This is a genomic window from Pedobacter riviphilus (assembly GCF_014692875.1).
Lineage (GTDB): Bacteria > Bacteroidota > Bacteroidia > Sphingobacteriales > Sphingobacteriaceae > Pedobacter > Pedobacter riviphilus.
In genome coordinates this window covers 1374073-1390199 of sequence record NZ_CP061171.1, presented here as the reverse complement: position 1 = coordinate 1390199, position 16127 = coordinate 1374073, and the positions used below count along the sequence as shown (strand labels likewise).

The 16127-nt window shown below is 40.9% G+C and carries 17 protein-coding genes; 6 read left to right on the top strand and 11 right to left on the bottom strand.

The features are described 5' to 3' along the window. Window positions 1–27: 27 nt before the first annotated feature. Window positions 28–840 (top strand): helix-turn-helix domain-containing protein, encoded by an 813-nt coding sequence (locus H9N25_RS05755; RefSeq protein ID WP_190328246.1) that lies wholly within the window; start codon window positions 28–30, stop codon window positions 838–840. A gap of 132 nt (window positions 841–972) precedes the next feature. Here H9N25_RS05755 and H9N25_RS05750 read toward each other — a convergent pair whose 3' ends face one another. Then, window positions 973–1275: a hypothetical protein gene (locus H9N25_RS05750; protein ID WP_167293811.1), complete on the bottom strand. Its 303-nt coding sequence runs from the start codon at window positions 1273–1275 to the stop codon at window positions 973–975. Next, window positions 1238–1687, bottom strand: coding sequence for an Lrp/AsnC family transcriptional regulator (locus tag H9N25_RS05745; RefSeq protein ID WP_167293810.1), 450 nt, complete (start codon window positions 1685–1687; stop codon window positions 1238–1240). The genes H9N25_RS05750 and H9N25_RS05745 overlap by 38 nt, the downstream gene beginning before the upstream one ends. A 108-nt stretch (window positions 1688–1795) precedes the next feature. On the opposite strand from H9N25_RS05745, the gene H9N25_RS05740 reads away from it, so the two are divergent. Next, on the top strand, window positions 1796–2677 hold the full coding sequence (locus H9N25_RS05740) for an alpha/beta fold hydrolase (protein WP_190328245.1): 882 nt from the start codon (window positions 1796–1798) through the stop codon (window positions 2675–2677). On the opposite strand, the gene H9N25_RS05735 is transcribed toward H9N25_RS05740, so the two are convergent. The 4 genes from H9N25_RS05735 to H9N25_RS05725 all read right to left on the bottom strand — a co-directional run bounded on the left by H9N25_RS05735 (window position 2670) and on the right by H9N25_RS05725 (window position 5304). Next, on the bottom strand, window positions 2670–2981 hold the full coding sequence (locus H9N25_RS05735; protein ID WP_167293808.1) for a cyclic nucleotide-binding domain-containing protein: 312 nt from the start codon (window positions 2979–2981) through the stop codon (window positions 2670–2672). The two genes, H9N25_RS05740 and H9N25_RS05735, sit on opposite strands and share 8 nt — an antisense overlap. A 125-nt stretch (window positions 2982–3106) precedes the next feature. Next, window positions 3107–4021: an MFS transporter gene (locus H9N25_RS05730; RefSeq protein WP_255524592.1), complete on the bottom strand. Its 915-nt coding sequence runs from the start codon at window positions 4019–4021 to the stop codon at window positions 3107–3109. Next, window positions 4015–4488, bottom strand: coding sequence for an MFS transporter (locus tag H9N25_RS24935; RefSeq protein ID WP_255524590.1), 474 nt, complete (start codon window positions 4486–4488; stop codon window positions 4015–4017). Before H9N25_RS24935 ends, H9N25_RS05730 begins: the two co-directional genes overlap by 7 nt. A 417-nt stretch (window positions 4489–4905) precedes the next feature. Further along, a complete protein-coding gene (locus H9N25_RS05725; protein WP_190328244.1) occupies window positions 4906–5304 on the bottom strand; it encodes a hypothetical protein in 399 nt (132 codons plus the stop codon). A gap of 198 nt (window positions 5305–5502) precedes the next feature. On the opposite strand from H9N25_RS05725, the gene H9N25_RS05720 reads away from it, so the two are divergent. From H9N25_RS05720 to H9N25_RS05705, 4 genes are all read left to right on the top strand, one after another. Beyond that, window positions 5503–6192: a helix-turn-helix transcriptional regulator gene (locus H9N25_RS05720; RefSeq protein ID WP_190328243.1), complete on the top strand. Its 690-nt coding sequence runs from the start codon at window positions 5503–5505 to the stop codon at window positions 6190–6192. 218 nt (window positions 6193–6410) lie between these two features. Next, complete coding sequence (locus tag H9N25_RS05715; protein ID WP_190328242.1) at window positions 6411–6839, top strand: ester cyclase; 429 nt, start codon at window positions 6411–6413, stop codon at window positions 6837–6839. A 41-nt stretch (window positions 6840–6880) separates the two neighbouring features. Further along, complete coding sequence (locus H9N25_RS05710; RefSeq protein WP_190328241.1) at window positions 6881–7411, top strand: hypothetical protein; 531 nt, start codon at window positions 6881–6883, stop codon at window positions 7409–7411. Between the two features lie 115 nt (window positions 7412–7526). Further along, window positions 7527–8087: a dihydrofolate reductase family protein gene (locus H9N25_RS05705; protein WP_190328240.1), complete on the top strand. Its 561-nt coding sequence runs from the start codon at window positions 7527–7529 to the stop codon at window positions 8085–8087. 565 nt (window positions 8088–8652) lie between these two features. On the opposite strand, the gene H9N25_RS05700 is transcribed toward H9N25_RS05705, so the two are convergent. The 5 genes from H9N25_RS05700 to H9N25_RS05680 form a co-directional block, all read right to left on the bottom strand. After that, on the bottom strand, window positions 8653–9933 hold the full coding sequence (locus H9N25_RS05700; protein ID WP_167293801.1) for an RICIN domain-containing protein: 1281 nt from the start codon (window positions 9931–9933) through the stop codon (window positions 8653–8655). Window positions 9934–9982: 49 nt separating this feature from the next. Next, on the bottom strand, window positions 9983–10993 hold the full coding sequence (locus tag H9N25_RS05695; protein WP_190328239.1) for a metallophosphoesterase: 1011 nt from the start codon (window positions 10991–10993) through the stop codon (window positions 9983–9985). 5 nt (window positions 10994–10998) lie between these two features. Continuing rightward, window positions 10999–12759 (bottom strand): RagB/SusD family nutrient uptake outer membrane protein, encoded by a 1761-nt coding sequence (locus H9N25_RS05690; RefSeq protein WP_190328238.1) that lies wholly within the window; start codon window positions 12757–12759, stop codon window positions 10999–11001. A gap of 94 nt (window positions 12760–12853) precedes the next feature. After that, window positions 12854–13045 carry a hypothetical protein gene (locus H9N25_RS05685; RefSeq protein WP_190328237.1) on the bottom strand — a complete coding sequence of 64 codons (192 nt, stop codon included), beginning with the start codon at window positions 13043–13045 and terminating at the stop codon, window positions 12854–12856. A gap of 8 nt (window positions 13046–13053) precedes the next feature. After that, window positions 13054–16062, bottom strand: coding sequence for a SusC/RagA family TonB-linked outer membrane protein (locus H9N25_RS05680; protein WP_190328236.1), 3009 nt, complete (start codon window positions 16060–16062; stop codon window positions 13054–13056). Window positions 16063–16127 lie beyond the last annotated feature (65 nt).

Below are 16127 nucleotides of genomic sequence, written 5' to 3'. Positions count from 1 at the left end.
AGCGCAAAAACCAATAACTTTATCACAATGGAACATATATCCAAATACCTGACCAAGGAAATCAAACTTTCCAGCTATGAAGATAAGCTGTTTAAATCCGACCTGATGTTTGACGACCATATGCTGGTATGGTTCATTTCCGGAGAAACCAAAATCATTCAGGCGGAATCGACTTTCATTTTTAAAACGGGTGATACTTTCCTGATTCCAAGAAACGAACTGGCCACGATTATCAACTATCCGAAAAATGGCCTACCACATAAAACTGTGGTGATGCATCTGTCGACCGAGCGACTGAAGAAGTTCTATGAAAAAACCGAGTATAAAAAGAGTATACAACCACAGCAGAAAATATACCGTTTTAACAACCATCCACTACTGGAAAGCTGCCTGAATTCGCTGATTCCTTATTTTGATATGGAGGATGAATTTCCAGAAAGTCTGGCTACCATTAAAATTGAAGAGGCCATTAATATCCTGCGGTTGATCGATCCCAGCGTAGACGGTATCCTTGCCAATTTTGATGCTCCAGGTAAGATCGACCTGGTCGATTTTATGCAGCGCAATTTTATGTTCAATATGCCTTTAGAAAAACTAGGCTACTTAACCGGCCGAAGTTTATCAACATTCAACAGGGATTTTAAAAAGCTGTTTGATACCACACCTCAAAAATGGCTAACAGATAAAAGGTTGGAACTGGCCTACTATCATTTGGCCGAGAAAAAGAAAAAACCGACTGAGATTTACCTCGAAGTCGGTTTTGAAGACCTTTCCCATTTTTCATATATATTCAAAAAGAAATACGGAGTCTCTCCGAATCAACTTCCACTTAATAGGTGATAACGGATTGGGTTTAAAATATTCTTTTACTTTTCCTTAGCAATAGCAAACCGCAGTCTATAGCCTATTAACCCGAACTCGATTAATAATATGCCTTAAAAGTCTTCGGCAGATAATTTTAACGCAATGTTGTCACCTTAAACTCGTTTCAGGTATCCGTGTTGAAGTTAGCTTAAATAATGTTTTTTGATGGGGGTTATAACTTACAATAATTGCTGAAGCATCAGCTCTTTTCATATCCACTACTGGCATGATGGTAATGTATTCCTCAATCCTACCTACCTCCTGTTCTATCTGGAATAGTGTCGTACTTCCCTTTACATTCACAATGGCCTGGCCGATCATTCCCTGTTCGCGCAGTTCCTTAATTACCTGAGGATAATAATCAGGTACAAACCTATTTTTTTGTTGGTAAATTAATTGATTTATGTTCAATCGGGGTTGATAAAACTGAAAACGTGATGGTTGCCCCAAGTTTCCCTAACCGGTCTAACGCAGTGTTTAGCGCTTCTGTAGATTTGAGGGTCATACTCACAAAAAAACAATATTCTCCAGTGGTATGAACTACGTTGGTTATTCCTTCAATTTTTTTTGCTTCCTTTAAAAAAACGTTCACTTGAACAGGCGGTAATTTTACAGCAATCAGCACTTTTTGCAAATAGTTCAGTTTTGAAAACTCAATGCTTGTAAAAAACCCTTTTATTATCCCTTCGTCCTGCATCCGCTTTATTCTTTCTGCCACTGCCGGAGCCGAAAGACCAACCCTCCTGCCAATTTCGGCATTGCTCATTCTTGCATCAAGTTGCAATTCATTTAGTATCGCATGGTGTAATTCGTCTGCCTGCATATTTAAAAATTAAAAACCTTCGATTCAAAAGTTTAGCGTAGTTATTCCTTAGAAAGTAAAGCAAATTTAGACAATTGATCTGCGACCTTTGTTATAAATTAATCCGTAATGACAGAAAAAGATTCGAATAATTTAGCGGTAAGGCACGGAATGGCAGTGATTGATAATACATTGCGCATCCATTATGTTGAAGCTGGAAATGGAGAAAGTGTAATTATTCTCATTCATGGTTTTCCGCAAACATGGTGGGAATGGCGTTTCATTATCCCCAAATTGGCAGAAGCTGGCTTTAGGGTAATAGCGGTTGACTATCGCGGTGCGGGCGATTCATGGCGGCCTGCTTCTGGTTATGATAAACGGACAATGGCCGGCGACATTCACTATCTTTTAAAAGAACATCTTAAAATAGAAGGCCCGGCTATCCTGGTGGGACACGACATTGGATTGATGGTTGCTTACGCTTATGCACAGGAATACAGGGAACATACATCGCACCTCGTAGTTATAGATGCTCCCTTGCCAGGCACAAAGGCTTTTGATGTGATACGAACAGATCACAGGGTATGGCACTTCGCGTTTCACAATGTACCCGATTTGCCCGAAATGCTAATATCAGGGCGTGAAAAACAATACCTGCAATCTTTTTTCAACTACAGAATATACAATACCGACGCTATTAACAATAACGATATTAATATATTTACCACTGCTTACGCTGCACCAGGGGCAATCAGAGCTGGATTGGAAGTATATAGAGCCTTTGATCAGGATGTTACAGACAACCGTGCATATTTGGCTAAAAATGGAAAACTTTCGATACCTGTATTAGCAGTTGGCGGTGCAATAAGTACAAGCGGCGCTATAATGGAGGAAATGATGAAGGAGGTAGCAACAAATGTTACTGCTGTGCGCATCCCCAATACTGCACATTGGGTAGTTGAAGAAAACCCTGAAATATTTCTTTCTGAATTTTTAGAATTCCTCAAATAACACCAATTAACCTATATTGATCGTTAGCCTGTGTCTTTGCCCGCCGTTCGTAGGCTATGTTATCTGTAATCCACCAGGTTTCGATGGCAAATTCTACAGTCTGTTCGGCTTCTTTTTCGTTAATGTAGAATTTTCGCAAAAGTCCCTCCAGCACAAAGAAATGATGCTTGCAGATTTTTCCTTTTACTAGTACATTTTCTTTTTTAACAACTATCCTGGTTTCGAAATATCCCATGATTTCATTGAACTGATCGTCTGAGACCTTGATGAATTTTTCTAAATGCTGGCGGAAAATTTGCGACATGGGCTCGTAGCAGGCTTGATTAAAGGGAATTTGAAGTTCTTATAAACTACAAAAGAAACAAAATATTTAATTCGCCCAAAGTTAACTTTAAAAAGGAAAAGTCGGGCCAAATAACCTTACTGCAATTATTTTAAATTCTCACCATCCTTAAAATGTAACCTTCTAAATACAAGGCCCGATAGTATGGTCAAAATACCTACTACAAGAAAGGTATACCTGAATGCATTATGGATATCATCATGTATAAGCTTTACGTCCCCGCGAAATAACTTCAAGATAATTAGTCCGAAGGCAACGCCAAACCCGATTGCAAGTTGCTGATTGACGGAGATTAAAGAATTACCACTACTGGTATGATACTCACGCAGATCAGCAATTGAAATGGTGTTCATGGCTGTAAATTGAATAGAGTTAAAAAAACCCATGATCACAATGATTGGTACATAATAATAAATGGACGAACTGATGGCAGGTATAGCCATCGCACAGATCAGGCTCCCGATTATAAAAGTATTGGCCATCAATGTTGCTCTGTAACCAAACCTATTTAAAATTTTTATTACCTGCGATTTTGCAATAATAGCAGTTAGTGCCATTGGTGCTATAATCCAGCCTGAAACTACTGCAGATCGACCATAAGCTATCTGAATCATCATGGGTAACAATAAAGGTATTGCACTGATACCTAATCGAGTAGCAAGATTACCAAGTATGCCTACCCTAAAAGTTCTTACCTTAAATAAGTTCAATGGAAAAATAGGATTATTATCTGTTACAGCATGCCGATAATAAAAATAAAGCATTAACACACCAAGTGACAAAATTGCCAAGGCAGGTGTAGTATAAACAACATCCCCAAGGAGTTCGAGAGAAATGGAGAGCAATAATGATGCAGCAGCAAAAATTAAAAAGCCCCGCAAGTCAAAATCAATCACAGCAGATCTGTAATCAGGCATGTATCGCAAGCTGAGCACAATACCCAAAACTCCCATCGGTATATTAATCAAAAATATCCAGTGCCAGGATAGATAATCTACCATGTATCCCCAACAAGTGGGCCTAAAACAGGTCCGATGAGTGCGGGTATAATTGCAAAATTCATTGCTTTCAATAAATCTTTCTTTGGAAAGCTCTTAACCAGCGCTAATTTCCCAACCGGTGTCATCAGACTTCCCCCCACGCCCTGTATTATTCTTGAAATTACCAGTTGAGTTAGATTTCCAGAAAGCGAACAAAAAAGTGACCCCGCACTGAAAAGTACTAAGGCCAGAATAAACACTTTCTTTGTACCAAATTTATCGGATAAGAAACCACTTACTGGCATAAAAACAGCTAGGGTTAATACATAGCCAATAATGGCATTTTGCATATTCAATGGAGATTGATGGAGATCCTTTGCAATGGCAGGCAGAGATGTATTGAGTATGGTCGAATCGAGCATCTGCATAAAAATGGCTGTAGCCAATATCATTGGCAATACACGTCTTATAGCTTCTATATTTTTCAATGGTAAATTTTGGGGCATAGCTAGTTTTTGGGGCTGTGCTGATGAAATAGAACTAACCTTCTTGTCTTTTGTTTTCCAAATTCATCATATACACGGCTATATATTAAATGGTGTTCAATAGATAAATATAAGCAATAACCGCCTGTCAAAACTTGAATTTTTATCAAAAGTAGAAACTATTCTTACGCTCTCCAATGATGCAGCATCTGATTTAAGAAAGAATGTGAAGGCTACATTGTCAGAACTGAGGCGCAACTAACAAAAATCGATAAAAAAATATCAAACCCCGCAGTGGGTTCCTAAAGCATTTAATTTTAAGGATTTTTAATTGAGCTTTACAAATATTCACACGATAAATCTTCCGACCTGAATTTCCCGATATCAGTCCGACATTGATAAACTTAAAACCTTGAACCGTCACAATCTTATTTTTAATGGCTTAAACTTCGTACCGGCATGGGTAAAAAAAATTAATATCGCCTTGTTAATCGCATTGTTTTGAGGAATTGTAAATTCTATCGGGTCATTCCAGCTAAGTAAATTTTCAAAAACGGATTCGTTGTAGCTGACTATAAAATCAGGACAATTTTTGTCGGCCAGCAATCCCGATAGGTATTCCCTGGTGTAAACATTTCTTTTTATGATAGCCAAATCTTCATAGGCTTTGGCGCGGAGCCGTGTATCGGACATATAGAGCACAATACAGGCCCGACTTGTTGTTGACTTATAAATCCCAACCAAACTCTGGCCGGGTTCCTGGGCCTTAATTACCTGGAACAAACACCCCATCAATACAGCAATAATTATTTTTTTCATATCACGATTTTTTTTTAACAAAAGACTATTTTGCAAAATACGGCAGTTTATAAGTGGGAAAATTGTACAATCCTGTCAATTTTCAACATTACTTCTCCCTAATATCCAGATTGTTCAGGAAAGAAATACGCCATCTTATTTCCTAAAAAATACGCGGCATAAAGAGTACCTTCGTGTATTAAAATTTCCTTACCCTGTATGGCAATTACTTTCATAGACGACGGGATTGTTTCCTTCTCTAAAAAAAACTACAGCGCAGCAATGCATTCGCATTATGCACTGGAACTGGCTTTTGCCAACTCGGGTTCCCTGAATATATCCACCGGGGACCAGGATTTTAAAAACATCCAGGCTGCCATTATATCACCCAACACGCCGCATGTGTTTGACTGCTCGCATGGTGAATCGTATATCTATTTTATTGACCCAACCACTACAGTTGGAGAACACCTGATCAACCTGTATAATTTAGAAAACAGGCCTATTGTTGTTTTCGATGCGAAAGAAATTGACCACTATAAAAGCGGTGGACAATTTTCACTACCTGGTTTCGATAAAAAAAGCGATAAAAAGATAAGCGATTACACCAGCAAATGTATAAAGCTGATACATGAGCACATAGCCGAAGAAGATTGGAGCATTGACCAGCTTGCCCGCCAGGTGTTTGTTTCAGAAAGCAGGTTGGCTCATATCTTCAAACAAGATATGAATATATCCATTCGCCAATACATCCTGTGGAAAAAGATAGAAATAGCGGCAATAAAATCCCGAACTGGTTGTTCCCTTACAGAAAGTGCACACCATGCCGGTTTTACAGACTCATCACACTTCATCAAAACCTTTAAAAAAATGTTTGGGGTTCGCCCGTCATTTGCAATGAAAAGTTAGCAGGATTATACAATTTTCTCCCCTTCCCCCCTCTAATTTTGTGATATTAATAATTATCTGAAAAACCGGGAGTGACTATCTGTATCAGTTAAGCATGCAGACGCCCCAGTATTCATATAAAGCTGACTGTTGTAATGCTACCTAAACTGTATACTGTAGCCTGCTTAATGAGTAAACCGGTTGGATAAATTAAAAGTTAGCACAAATCATTTTTTTTTATGAAAACAAACAATATCACAGAGAAAAACAAGGCGATCATCCTAAAACTCTACAAAGATGTTTTGGTAGACTGGAATATGCCCATGGTAGATGAATTAGTTGCAGAAAACTTTATTTCCCACGATTGGCCGAAAGGTACACCTGCCGGGCCCCAGTCTTTTAAGGCATTCTATTCAAAAATTAAAGTAACCTTGCCCGATGCCAGCTACCATACAGAAGACATAATTGCCGAAAATGATAAGGTAGCAGTTCGGTGGCGGTTGCAGGGCACACAGGAAGGTGATTTTGAAGGTATCGCTGCCACAGGTAAACCCATCACTTTAAACGGCATAGCCATTTACAGGATAGCCGACGATAAAGTGCAGGAACGCTGGGTGTTTACCGATTTACAGCTCTTGCTTCAACAAGTCGATAGCGCGGAGCTATAAGTAATTGCTTTAAGATTTTTCACAATTAAAAAAAACGAATCATGATTTACAATATCGTTCTGTTTATCCATATATCCGGGGTGCTGCTCCTTTTTGCTGGCCTCGGTGTAGAATGGATTTGTATCCTTAAACTTAGTAACGCCGCTACAAACGAGCAAATAAAAGAAGCGGTTACTATTTACACAAAATTATCCATAGCTGGTATAGGTGCAGCAATGACACTGCTGTCAGGCATATACATGGCTGCTACTGTTTGGGAGGGTACCAGCTGGGTAATATCGGGTCTGATTGGCTTCTTTCTTATAGCGTTAACAAGCGGGTCGTTTACTGAAAAAAGGATGAAAAGTGCCAAGAAAATGATCAAAAATGCTGACGGGAATCTGATCGGTTTTTTCGGAAACACCAATAAACTACGGCTGTCCATCTGGTTAAGAACAAGCATCCTGTTTGGCATTGTTTTCTTAATGACGGTAAAGCCAGATCCTGTATACTGTACCATCATATTGTTAACCTCAGTTGGTGTGGGGGTTATTCTATCTAAAAAAGTAAGCTTGCTAATAAATAAAGTCTAAACCGTAGCACAGTTCTTTATTGCGTACTTTACACCTATAGTTTGCTATTGCTTTTGCATGTACCATCACATGATCTTGGCTTAATTTAACATGATTACTATTTAATTAATGCGTTATGCGTAAACTGAAACTACAAATGCAACTATCTCTTGACGGATATTGTGCAGGACCTAATGGCGAAACGGATTGGATGACCTGGAATTTTGATGATCAGTTAAAAAAACATCTAAACCAACAAACCGCCCAAGTTGACTGCATTTTACTGGGGCGAAAGTTGGCAGAAGAATTTATTCCGGCCTGGGATGCCAGAAAAACTGACCCCTTAGGAGAAGACCCCGGGTTTGTGGCTAAGATGAACGATTGTTTGAAAATTGTTTTTTCAAAGACACTTCAACGAAATGATTGGAAAAACACCAGAATAACCAGGAATAATATTGCTAAAGAAATTAAGGCATTAAAAAGGCAAAACAAAGGCGATATAATCGTGTACGGCGGTAACTATTTTGTTTCAAGCCTCATTCAGGAAAACCTGATTGACGAATATAACCTGTACTTTCATCCCACAGCGATTGGCAAAGGTTTAACCCCATTTATAGATAGAGTAAACCTGGAAATGTTGCAATCAAGAGCATTTACCTGTGACATTGTGTGGATGCAATATAAACCCATCAAATAAAACCAGAAAATTAAAATAATCATGTTAGCACTAATGAACTTAATTAATGTAAACTCCATGATACAAAAGCTCACGCGCAATAACCGGATACTTCTGGTTATGCTCCTGTTAATGGGCTTAAGCTGTACTACGAAATTTACGGACAGGGCAAACCCATCGTATTAATCCATGGCGATTATCAAACCGTCCAGTTATGCTGGAACACTATGATACCCCGTTTAATCGACCCTGCACTTACCCCACTTATTTTAATCAGTTTTTTACCCGTAGCATAATAAGTACAACTTAAGTCTTAGTTCCCGCTAACCTGAAAAAGGACAAGGTATATTATTTTATCACTATTAGATATTTTGATGAAGAAAGGTAGCTGTTTATTTCGGCGAAAGTATGTAAATTCAGTATGGTACAGCGTAAGACGCTTGATAAACCTTTGGGCGAAGCTTTTGGAATTTGGTGAATCTTCTCTACTAGCTATCTTTCCATGAAATTTTCAAAAATTCTCTACCGAGTTTTGCTGACCCGGTAGAGACTCGTTTTGTGGAGGCGTTTTAGATGTAAATTGCCGTTATTGCCTTACTAATCTAAATTTCTGTGAATTGTAAGTATGTGCGCTGTAGATCTGGATTGGGGTATCATTGGCTGTACTTCCTCCGTTTACATCGAGGTTTTTCCCTGAGGCACAGGCTGGAGTAAGGTTATAATATCCGCTGCCGGCATAATTGATCTGCCAACGCTGGGCTGTGGTATTGGTAAAATCATACACCTGTACTGCCGTACTATTGGCTGATCCTCCACCAAGTACATTGAGGGCTTTTGTGGTATCTGCAAGGCTTTTCAGGGCGTAATATCCTCCGCCTAATGATCTAAGCTTAAATACCTGGTTGTTTGATGTAGGATAATTGTTTGTCCAGAGCGATACATCTGATCCGTTAACAGGTGGGCTGTCATTAACGTCGACCACTTTGCTAGGTTCATTAGTCAAAGCAGATACAAGCTTATAATTTGCGCCATTAACTAATGTAATCTGCTGAGGGTAAAATGCAATTAATAATACGCTCAAATGGCTGTAGCCAGCTAATTTTGTTGTAAGGTCTGTCTCGCCGTAATATCTTGAGAGCGCCCATGCATACATTTTAACGGGTACGCCCCCTATGGTTTTAGATGAAAAATAGTTTTTCATAGGATCGTCGGCCGCTGCATCGTAGCTAATGCCATCTATACCATAGGTAGTAAGCTGGCTGTACATCCCGGCCATTGCGGTTTGTTGCTGTGCGGCTGGTTTTCCATACACATCTTCCCAATTGCAATAATAGCTTACCTTCCAGCCGTCCTGTTTTAGATTAACCAAATAAGAGATGTAACGGCTTTCAACCAGGACTCTATTTTTGATTCCGTAGAGGTTATCCAGTTGCTCAAGCGTGGTTTTGAAAAGCTGTTCATTGGCTGTACTATTAAGGTCTTTGCAATCTAACCACACGAATTCAAAACCGCTCATCTTTTGATTGAGGTTTGCAAAATATTCCAGCAAAGTTTGGCCAGTGGCTGTTGCTGCCTCATGGCCGATCAAACAAGTTGGCTGACCATTTTTAGTGCCGACAAAAATATCTACTTCCAGACTGTTAATTCCGGCGTTTTTAATCTCATCGACCTTGATTAAGTCGTTTACGCGGTGGGCACTTACTATTGCCGGGCCTGCGGTTAGCGTTTGCGAACTTTGCTTGGCTGATAGTTTTCCAGGCCCTGATAGCTCGTTTTGACTTTCGGATACATTCTTTTTACAGGCTGTAAAAAGAAGTGTTAGTGCAAAAACTACACTGTAGATTTTAAATAGGTTTTTGTTTAACATTGTTTTTTGATTTTTGATTTTGGTTCTTGTTTATTGGTTATTATGGTTATTATTTAAATTCAATGGTTCTAGAAGTCACTCTGCCTTTTCCCTTTATCATTATCTTATCTTTATATAGCTCTACTACGCCCCATGCATTCTCCTGTTCTGTTTCTACCATCCCTTCGACAATGACAGAAGGAATGCCGGATTCTTCACAATATCCACCGGTATGGTGATGGCCAGCAATGAGTGCTTTTACACAGGGGTATCTGGAAACCAAAGTGATTAGTTCTTTTCCATTGATGACTTCCAGGCCATCCGCGCAGCTAAAAGGGTGGTGTGAAAAAATGATTACTTTCTCATTTTTTGATACCGCTTGCTGCAGATTGTTTTCCAACCATAACTTTTGTCTGCTGCTTAATGCTCCATTGTAAGACTCCAGATTTTTACTACCTGCTTTTCTTGCGTTTACTGAGAGCGAATCGAATTCGGCTTCTTTCCAAGTGCCTTTTATATTGGCATAACTGGAAAGCTCGTTGGTGTTTAACATCAGCAGACGCCATCCCTCTTTTTTAACGGCGTAGTATTCCCCTGGCATGTTTAATGCCTTGTAAAGACTTTGGTTATTCTCTATCCCGGCATAATCATGGTTTCCAACCAGGTTGTAGACTTTGTTATAGAACTTATCAAGCTCGTTTAGTACCGGCTTAAGGTCTTCTGGGTTTCTATCCGTCACGTCGCCCAAATTAACGAGAAAAGCAAGCTTCTCTTTATTGAGTTCCCCTATCGCAGTGGAGAGTTTTGATAGTGAATTTTTATAAAATCTTGTTCCGCGGCTAGCTGCCTGGGCGTATTGAATATCGGCGATGATCCCGAAGCTTAAGTCTGGCTTTTCGCTCTGTGCACTGGCGCCTGGAACGAGCAAACAGATACAAAAGAGCATTAGCATTAATACTCTTAAGGGATTCTGTTTGCAGGGCATTTCATTTATTTGTTTGGTTTTGCCCATTTGTGCGCTTTGCCTGACCTGACCTGCCTGATGAGTTTCTTTGTTTTTTATTGTTTCTTTTCTTTTCATAGTGCTTACCATCCCGGATTTTGTTTAAGTTTTGGATTCAAGGTAATTTCGTTTAGTGGAATGCATTCCAGATAATCTCTGGATGGATTGAAGCCATAACCGTTGGTCATTTGCGAAACGAAAGGATCCAGAAATCCATCAGCGTCTGCTTTATAGCTGATGTTTTTTCCAGTCCACTCACTGGCTTGGTAAGGGTAGCCCTTTGGGCGTTTGCCTTTTAGCAGGTTATGGGCAGCCCATCGCCTGATATCGTCAAATCGGAAGCCTTCAGCACCTAGCTCTACAGTGCGTTCCCTGCGTATTTCCTGTAGTTCGTCTGTTATGGTATATCCATAATCGGCATAACGGGATCTATTGGGATCGGCCTGTACCTTGAAATTGGGCATGCCTGCCCTGGATCTTAGCAGGTTGATGGATTTTGAATAATCTACGACCTCTGATAGTTCGGCTTTGGCTTCGGCGTAATTAAGCAGGGCCTCGGCATAGCGGAAAAGAATTGCTCCTGTTTCACAACTGGTGTTCCATGAAACGCCGCTGCCTGCCTGCGGGTCTTTGGGGTCGTTTCCTTTTCGGATCTGGAAACCTGTGTTGTTTAGCGTTTCGCCTGATTTATCTAAAAAGGGTTTATCAAAAATACCTTTTCCGAAGCTATTGTCCCACATGGTCTCCCCCGGGGTCCAAATGGTCTGCTTCAAGCGGGGGTCGCATTCGCTTGCTATCTTAGATAAAAAGCCGCTTCCCTTAGTGGTTTTTCCGATTGTGAAATAATCATAAGGATTGCCATCTTTACCAAGGTATTGATAGACCTGCTGTAAGGTAATGCTGATCCCTGCGGTACGGTCAGATACATAGATCTGAAAGGAATGCGATGACTGGAGGTTCGCTGAATAGGCTTTCCATAGAATAACTTCCTTATTGTTTGATTGGTTGATTAATGAGAACAGTTTACAATAGTCGTTGTCTGGATTATTGTTGGAATAAAGCGCTCTGCCGTATTTGGCAACCATTAACTCTTCTGAGGCATTTACTGCAGCCCTTAAGTACTTATTTGGGTCCGCATTTGTTGTTCCAAAGGCGGTGCCTTTATGATATTTTTGCCATGTACCCTCATATAAGCCTACCCGGGATTTGAAAAGTAAGGCGGCTTCTTTCGAAAGTCTGTTGTTTCCGCCATCCGCCTGCGAGATGGGCTTGAGGTATTCGATGGCTTTATCCAGGTTAGCTAAAATTGAATCAATTACTAATGTTCTTGGGTCTCTTGCTTTATATAAACCTTCAGACTCCATATCCAGTGTCTCCGTAAACCAGGGTACATCGCCATACTGGCGGACTTTTTCAAAATAAAACCAGGCTTTAAAAAAATGGGCCTCGCCTACAAAGTGTTTGATCTTTTCGAATGGCTCCTGAGCGCGGCGGTAGTTTTTAAAAAATATATTTACGCTTCTGATGTTCTCCCAACTCCAGTTTCCAGTAGCAGTCACCGGTTGGTTCGTTCCATTCCAAAGCGTGCTCGGTGATGCCGAAATCTGGGTGTCAGATCCTCTTGTTCCGTCCCAGCCGATATAGCCCATATAACTCCCTACCGTTCCATAGCCTGGAAAGGTATTGTAGAATTGTAGCGTATATTTCTCCAGGTCACTGGCTGTCTTCCAATATGCCTCGTTTTCTATCTGGGTGAGCGGTGGCCTATCTAAATAGTCTTTCCTGCAAGATGCGGCTAGCAGCAGCATCGCCACATTGAGTATGATTAGCGTTTTATTTTTCATCTTATAACTTTTTTATTTTTCATTGCCTAATGAATAGCCGTCTTGGTCAGTTTTGTTTGTCGCTTGTTTTTTAGCTGTTTGTTTTAGCCGATCCTTAAAATGAAACATTCAGTCCGAAAGCCCAGATGGCCTGAGAAAACATGCTCTTTCCATTGCCAAGCTCACCCAGGGCTGCCGTCTCTGGATCAAAACCTATGGGCAGCTTTGAAATGGTGTAAATATTTTCTCCCGAGAAGTATATCCGGGCTCTTTTTAGCTTTGCCCAACGCATTAGGCTTTCAGGCATGGTATAACCTAACTGCAGGTTTTTAAGCGTATGTATGCGCCATTTTGGAGATAACGTGTCTGTATCTGCTGGTTTTTCGCATACTGGGCTGCATTACTATAAGGACGTGGAAAGTAGGCATCGGTGTTTACTCCGAGTCCAGAGTATTTGGATGCCTCACTATCGCGGTAATAATCCAAATGGTTTGGAAACAACGAGGATTGGTTCCACTGGTTGAATCCCCAAAAGATATTGCCGCTTAACCATAAGTCTCTTTTAGCTACCCCCTGAAAGAAAACACCCAGATCGAAGTTTTTATAACTTGCCGAGAGGTTTAATCCAAACTGGTATCTGGCCGTATTGTTGCCAATTACCGTTAGATCTCCATGATCGCCCGTCGTATTCTTTCCGTTATTGACAATGCCGTCGCCATTTAAATCCTGGTATTCGACATCGCCTGTTCTCCATAGCTGGCCGTTAATAAAGTTCTGCGATTTGCTGCTGTTTATCCTATCGGCCTGTGCCTGGCTCTGGATTAAGCCCACTGTTTGGTATCCCCAGATCTCCCCTACTTTTTTTCCGGTGTAATCGGTGGTTAAAATTCCCGTAGGATTTGGGTATTTGCTCACCGTATTGATGTTATCGAATACATTTGCGGTAACCGAATAGTTGAAGTCGCTGCCGGCTTTTCCTTTCCATGTGATGCTCAAATCCCAGCCTTTTGTTTGTAGCTCTGAATTATTTTCTCGTGGGACAGCTGCTCCCAGCACTGCGGGCAATGCTTTGGCAGGACCTAATCGATCTAATGTTAAGCGGCGATAGTAATCAAACTCTACTTTTAACCTGTTGTTGAGAACTGAGAATTCAATTCCCAAGTCTGTAGTTCTGGATGATTCCCAGGTAAGGTATGGATTGATAAGGTTTGGGGCTAGCGTGTAGGCAGATCTTTTGCCATTGAGTATCCAGTCCAGGTTTGTCCTAACCCCTATTAGGGCAAGATCCTGATATGAGGCTACATTTTGGTTGCCGAGCATTCCCCATGATCCACGCAATTTCAGGTATTGGATTTTACCGCTAAAGGCTGACCAGAACTTTTCATTGGATACTACCCATCCTGCTGACAGCGAAGGGAAAAAGCCCCATCTTTTGCTATCGGCAAACCTTGAGGTTCCATCATACCTAAGGTTTGATTCAAGCAGGTATTTATCATTGAAATTATAGTTTAGCCGTCCAAAAAAGCCTTGGGTTGCCCAATGTGATATGGCATCTGATACCTGCATCTCGCCGGTGGCGGTAGTGATAGAGATAACCTCTTTTGTTATCAGCTCTCTTTTTAATCCGCTTAGGTAATCATATTTATTAGATTCCTGTTGATATCCTCCCATTAGCTCAAAGCAGTTCTTTGGACCAATATTAAATTTATAGGACGAGAAGATATTTAGCGCTTTATATGTGGTATTTGCTTTATCTTTCGAGATAGAGGACGGCACTGTGAGCGATATGGGTAGTAAGCTACCGTCTACCTGGTCTTCATAGGCAACCAGGTTTGCGCCTTCGAAGTTATTAACGTTATAATTGATGGAATAATCTGCGTTTATAGACCAATTTTTAGCTGGTCGGATTTCAGTTGCAAGGCGCTGCATGAGCTCGTTATCTGTAAAGCGTTCGTATCCGGCCTGCATTTGCGGTATGCGGGATAGTTGTGAGTAATATCCGTTTGGTGATTTGAGGAAAACCTCTGGATGTGTGCGGAATATCTGGTGGATGATCATACCATATCCTCCCTCGCCATTGTAAATAGGCCTGTCTCGGTTTTCGTTCGTCAGGCGGGTATTGGAGCTAATTTTCCACCATGGGGTGATATCGGCGTCAAGTTTTGCCGTAAGGTTATAACGGCCATATTTATCATCGACCATTTTTAACGGTCCTTTTTCGCTGGCGTGCCCTGCAGACAGGTAATAGGCCATGGATTTTGAGCCGCCTCTGACTGAAAGGTTTTCCTGTGTCCTATAGCCTGAACCAAAATGAATATTTATCCAGTCGTTATTGCCATTTGACAGCTGGTAAGTTGACCACTTGGTCGGGTTTGAGGCATCGGGGACTGTCTCGGGAAGTGTAGGGTCATTGATATAAGCGATAATCCTATCTATTGTGGATCCTGTAAATAGCCTGGCCACGCCCTGGTTATCATGCATTTCATTAATAGCTCTGGCAAAGGTATAAGAGTCAACCATACGGGGTTTATTAATAATAGTAGTTGGTCCGCCATTGATGGAGAAATCAATCTGTGGAGCCTGGTTGGCTTTTCCTGATTTTGTGGTAATCAGCAGGACGCCGTATGGCGCACGGGCCCCATATATGGCTGATGCAGCTGCATCTTTTAATACCGAGATACTCTCTACGGTATTTGGGTCTAGGGCATTGATATCTCCAACGGTACCATCTATAAGCACATAAGGGGAGCCCTGTCCGCGGATCTGAACCGACGGGGCAGCACCTGGTTCAAATCCGTTATTGCCATAGCCTATGGTAAGCCCGGGTGTATTGCCGTAGAGTGCCTGGCTGACATTATTTACCGGTCTGTTTTGTAGCGCTTTTCCATCAACTACACTTACTGCGCCCGTCAGGTTTACTTTTTTCTGTGTCCCATAGCCAACCACTACTACCTCGCTAAGTTTGGTAGTTTCCGCTGTTTCCAGCCGTATAACTATTGAGCTGTTTCCCTGCGCTGATACTTTCAGGTTTTTGAGCTGCTGGTTTTCAAATCCAATACTGGAAAAAATTAAGGAATAGCTGGCATTGGGCTGCAGGTTGGAAAATGAAAAGACACCCAGAGAATCTGTTAATACCTTCGTCTGCTTGGTAGTATCAGTATCCTTTATGATTTTAACTGTGACGAAAGGTATGGGCAGCGATTTATCATCAAGAACCTTACCTGTAATTTTTGGATTTTTCTGTGCATATAGGCAAAGATGGCATAGCATGAGCAATAGCAGACAATTGATCTGCTTCCACCTCGTTTTTCTTCGGGTTTTCATTAGTCTTATTTATAGTTTTTTTGGTTTCTGGTTTGGCTGCTATCTCGGCTTATGATTCCGAGCTG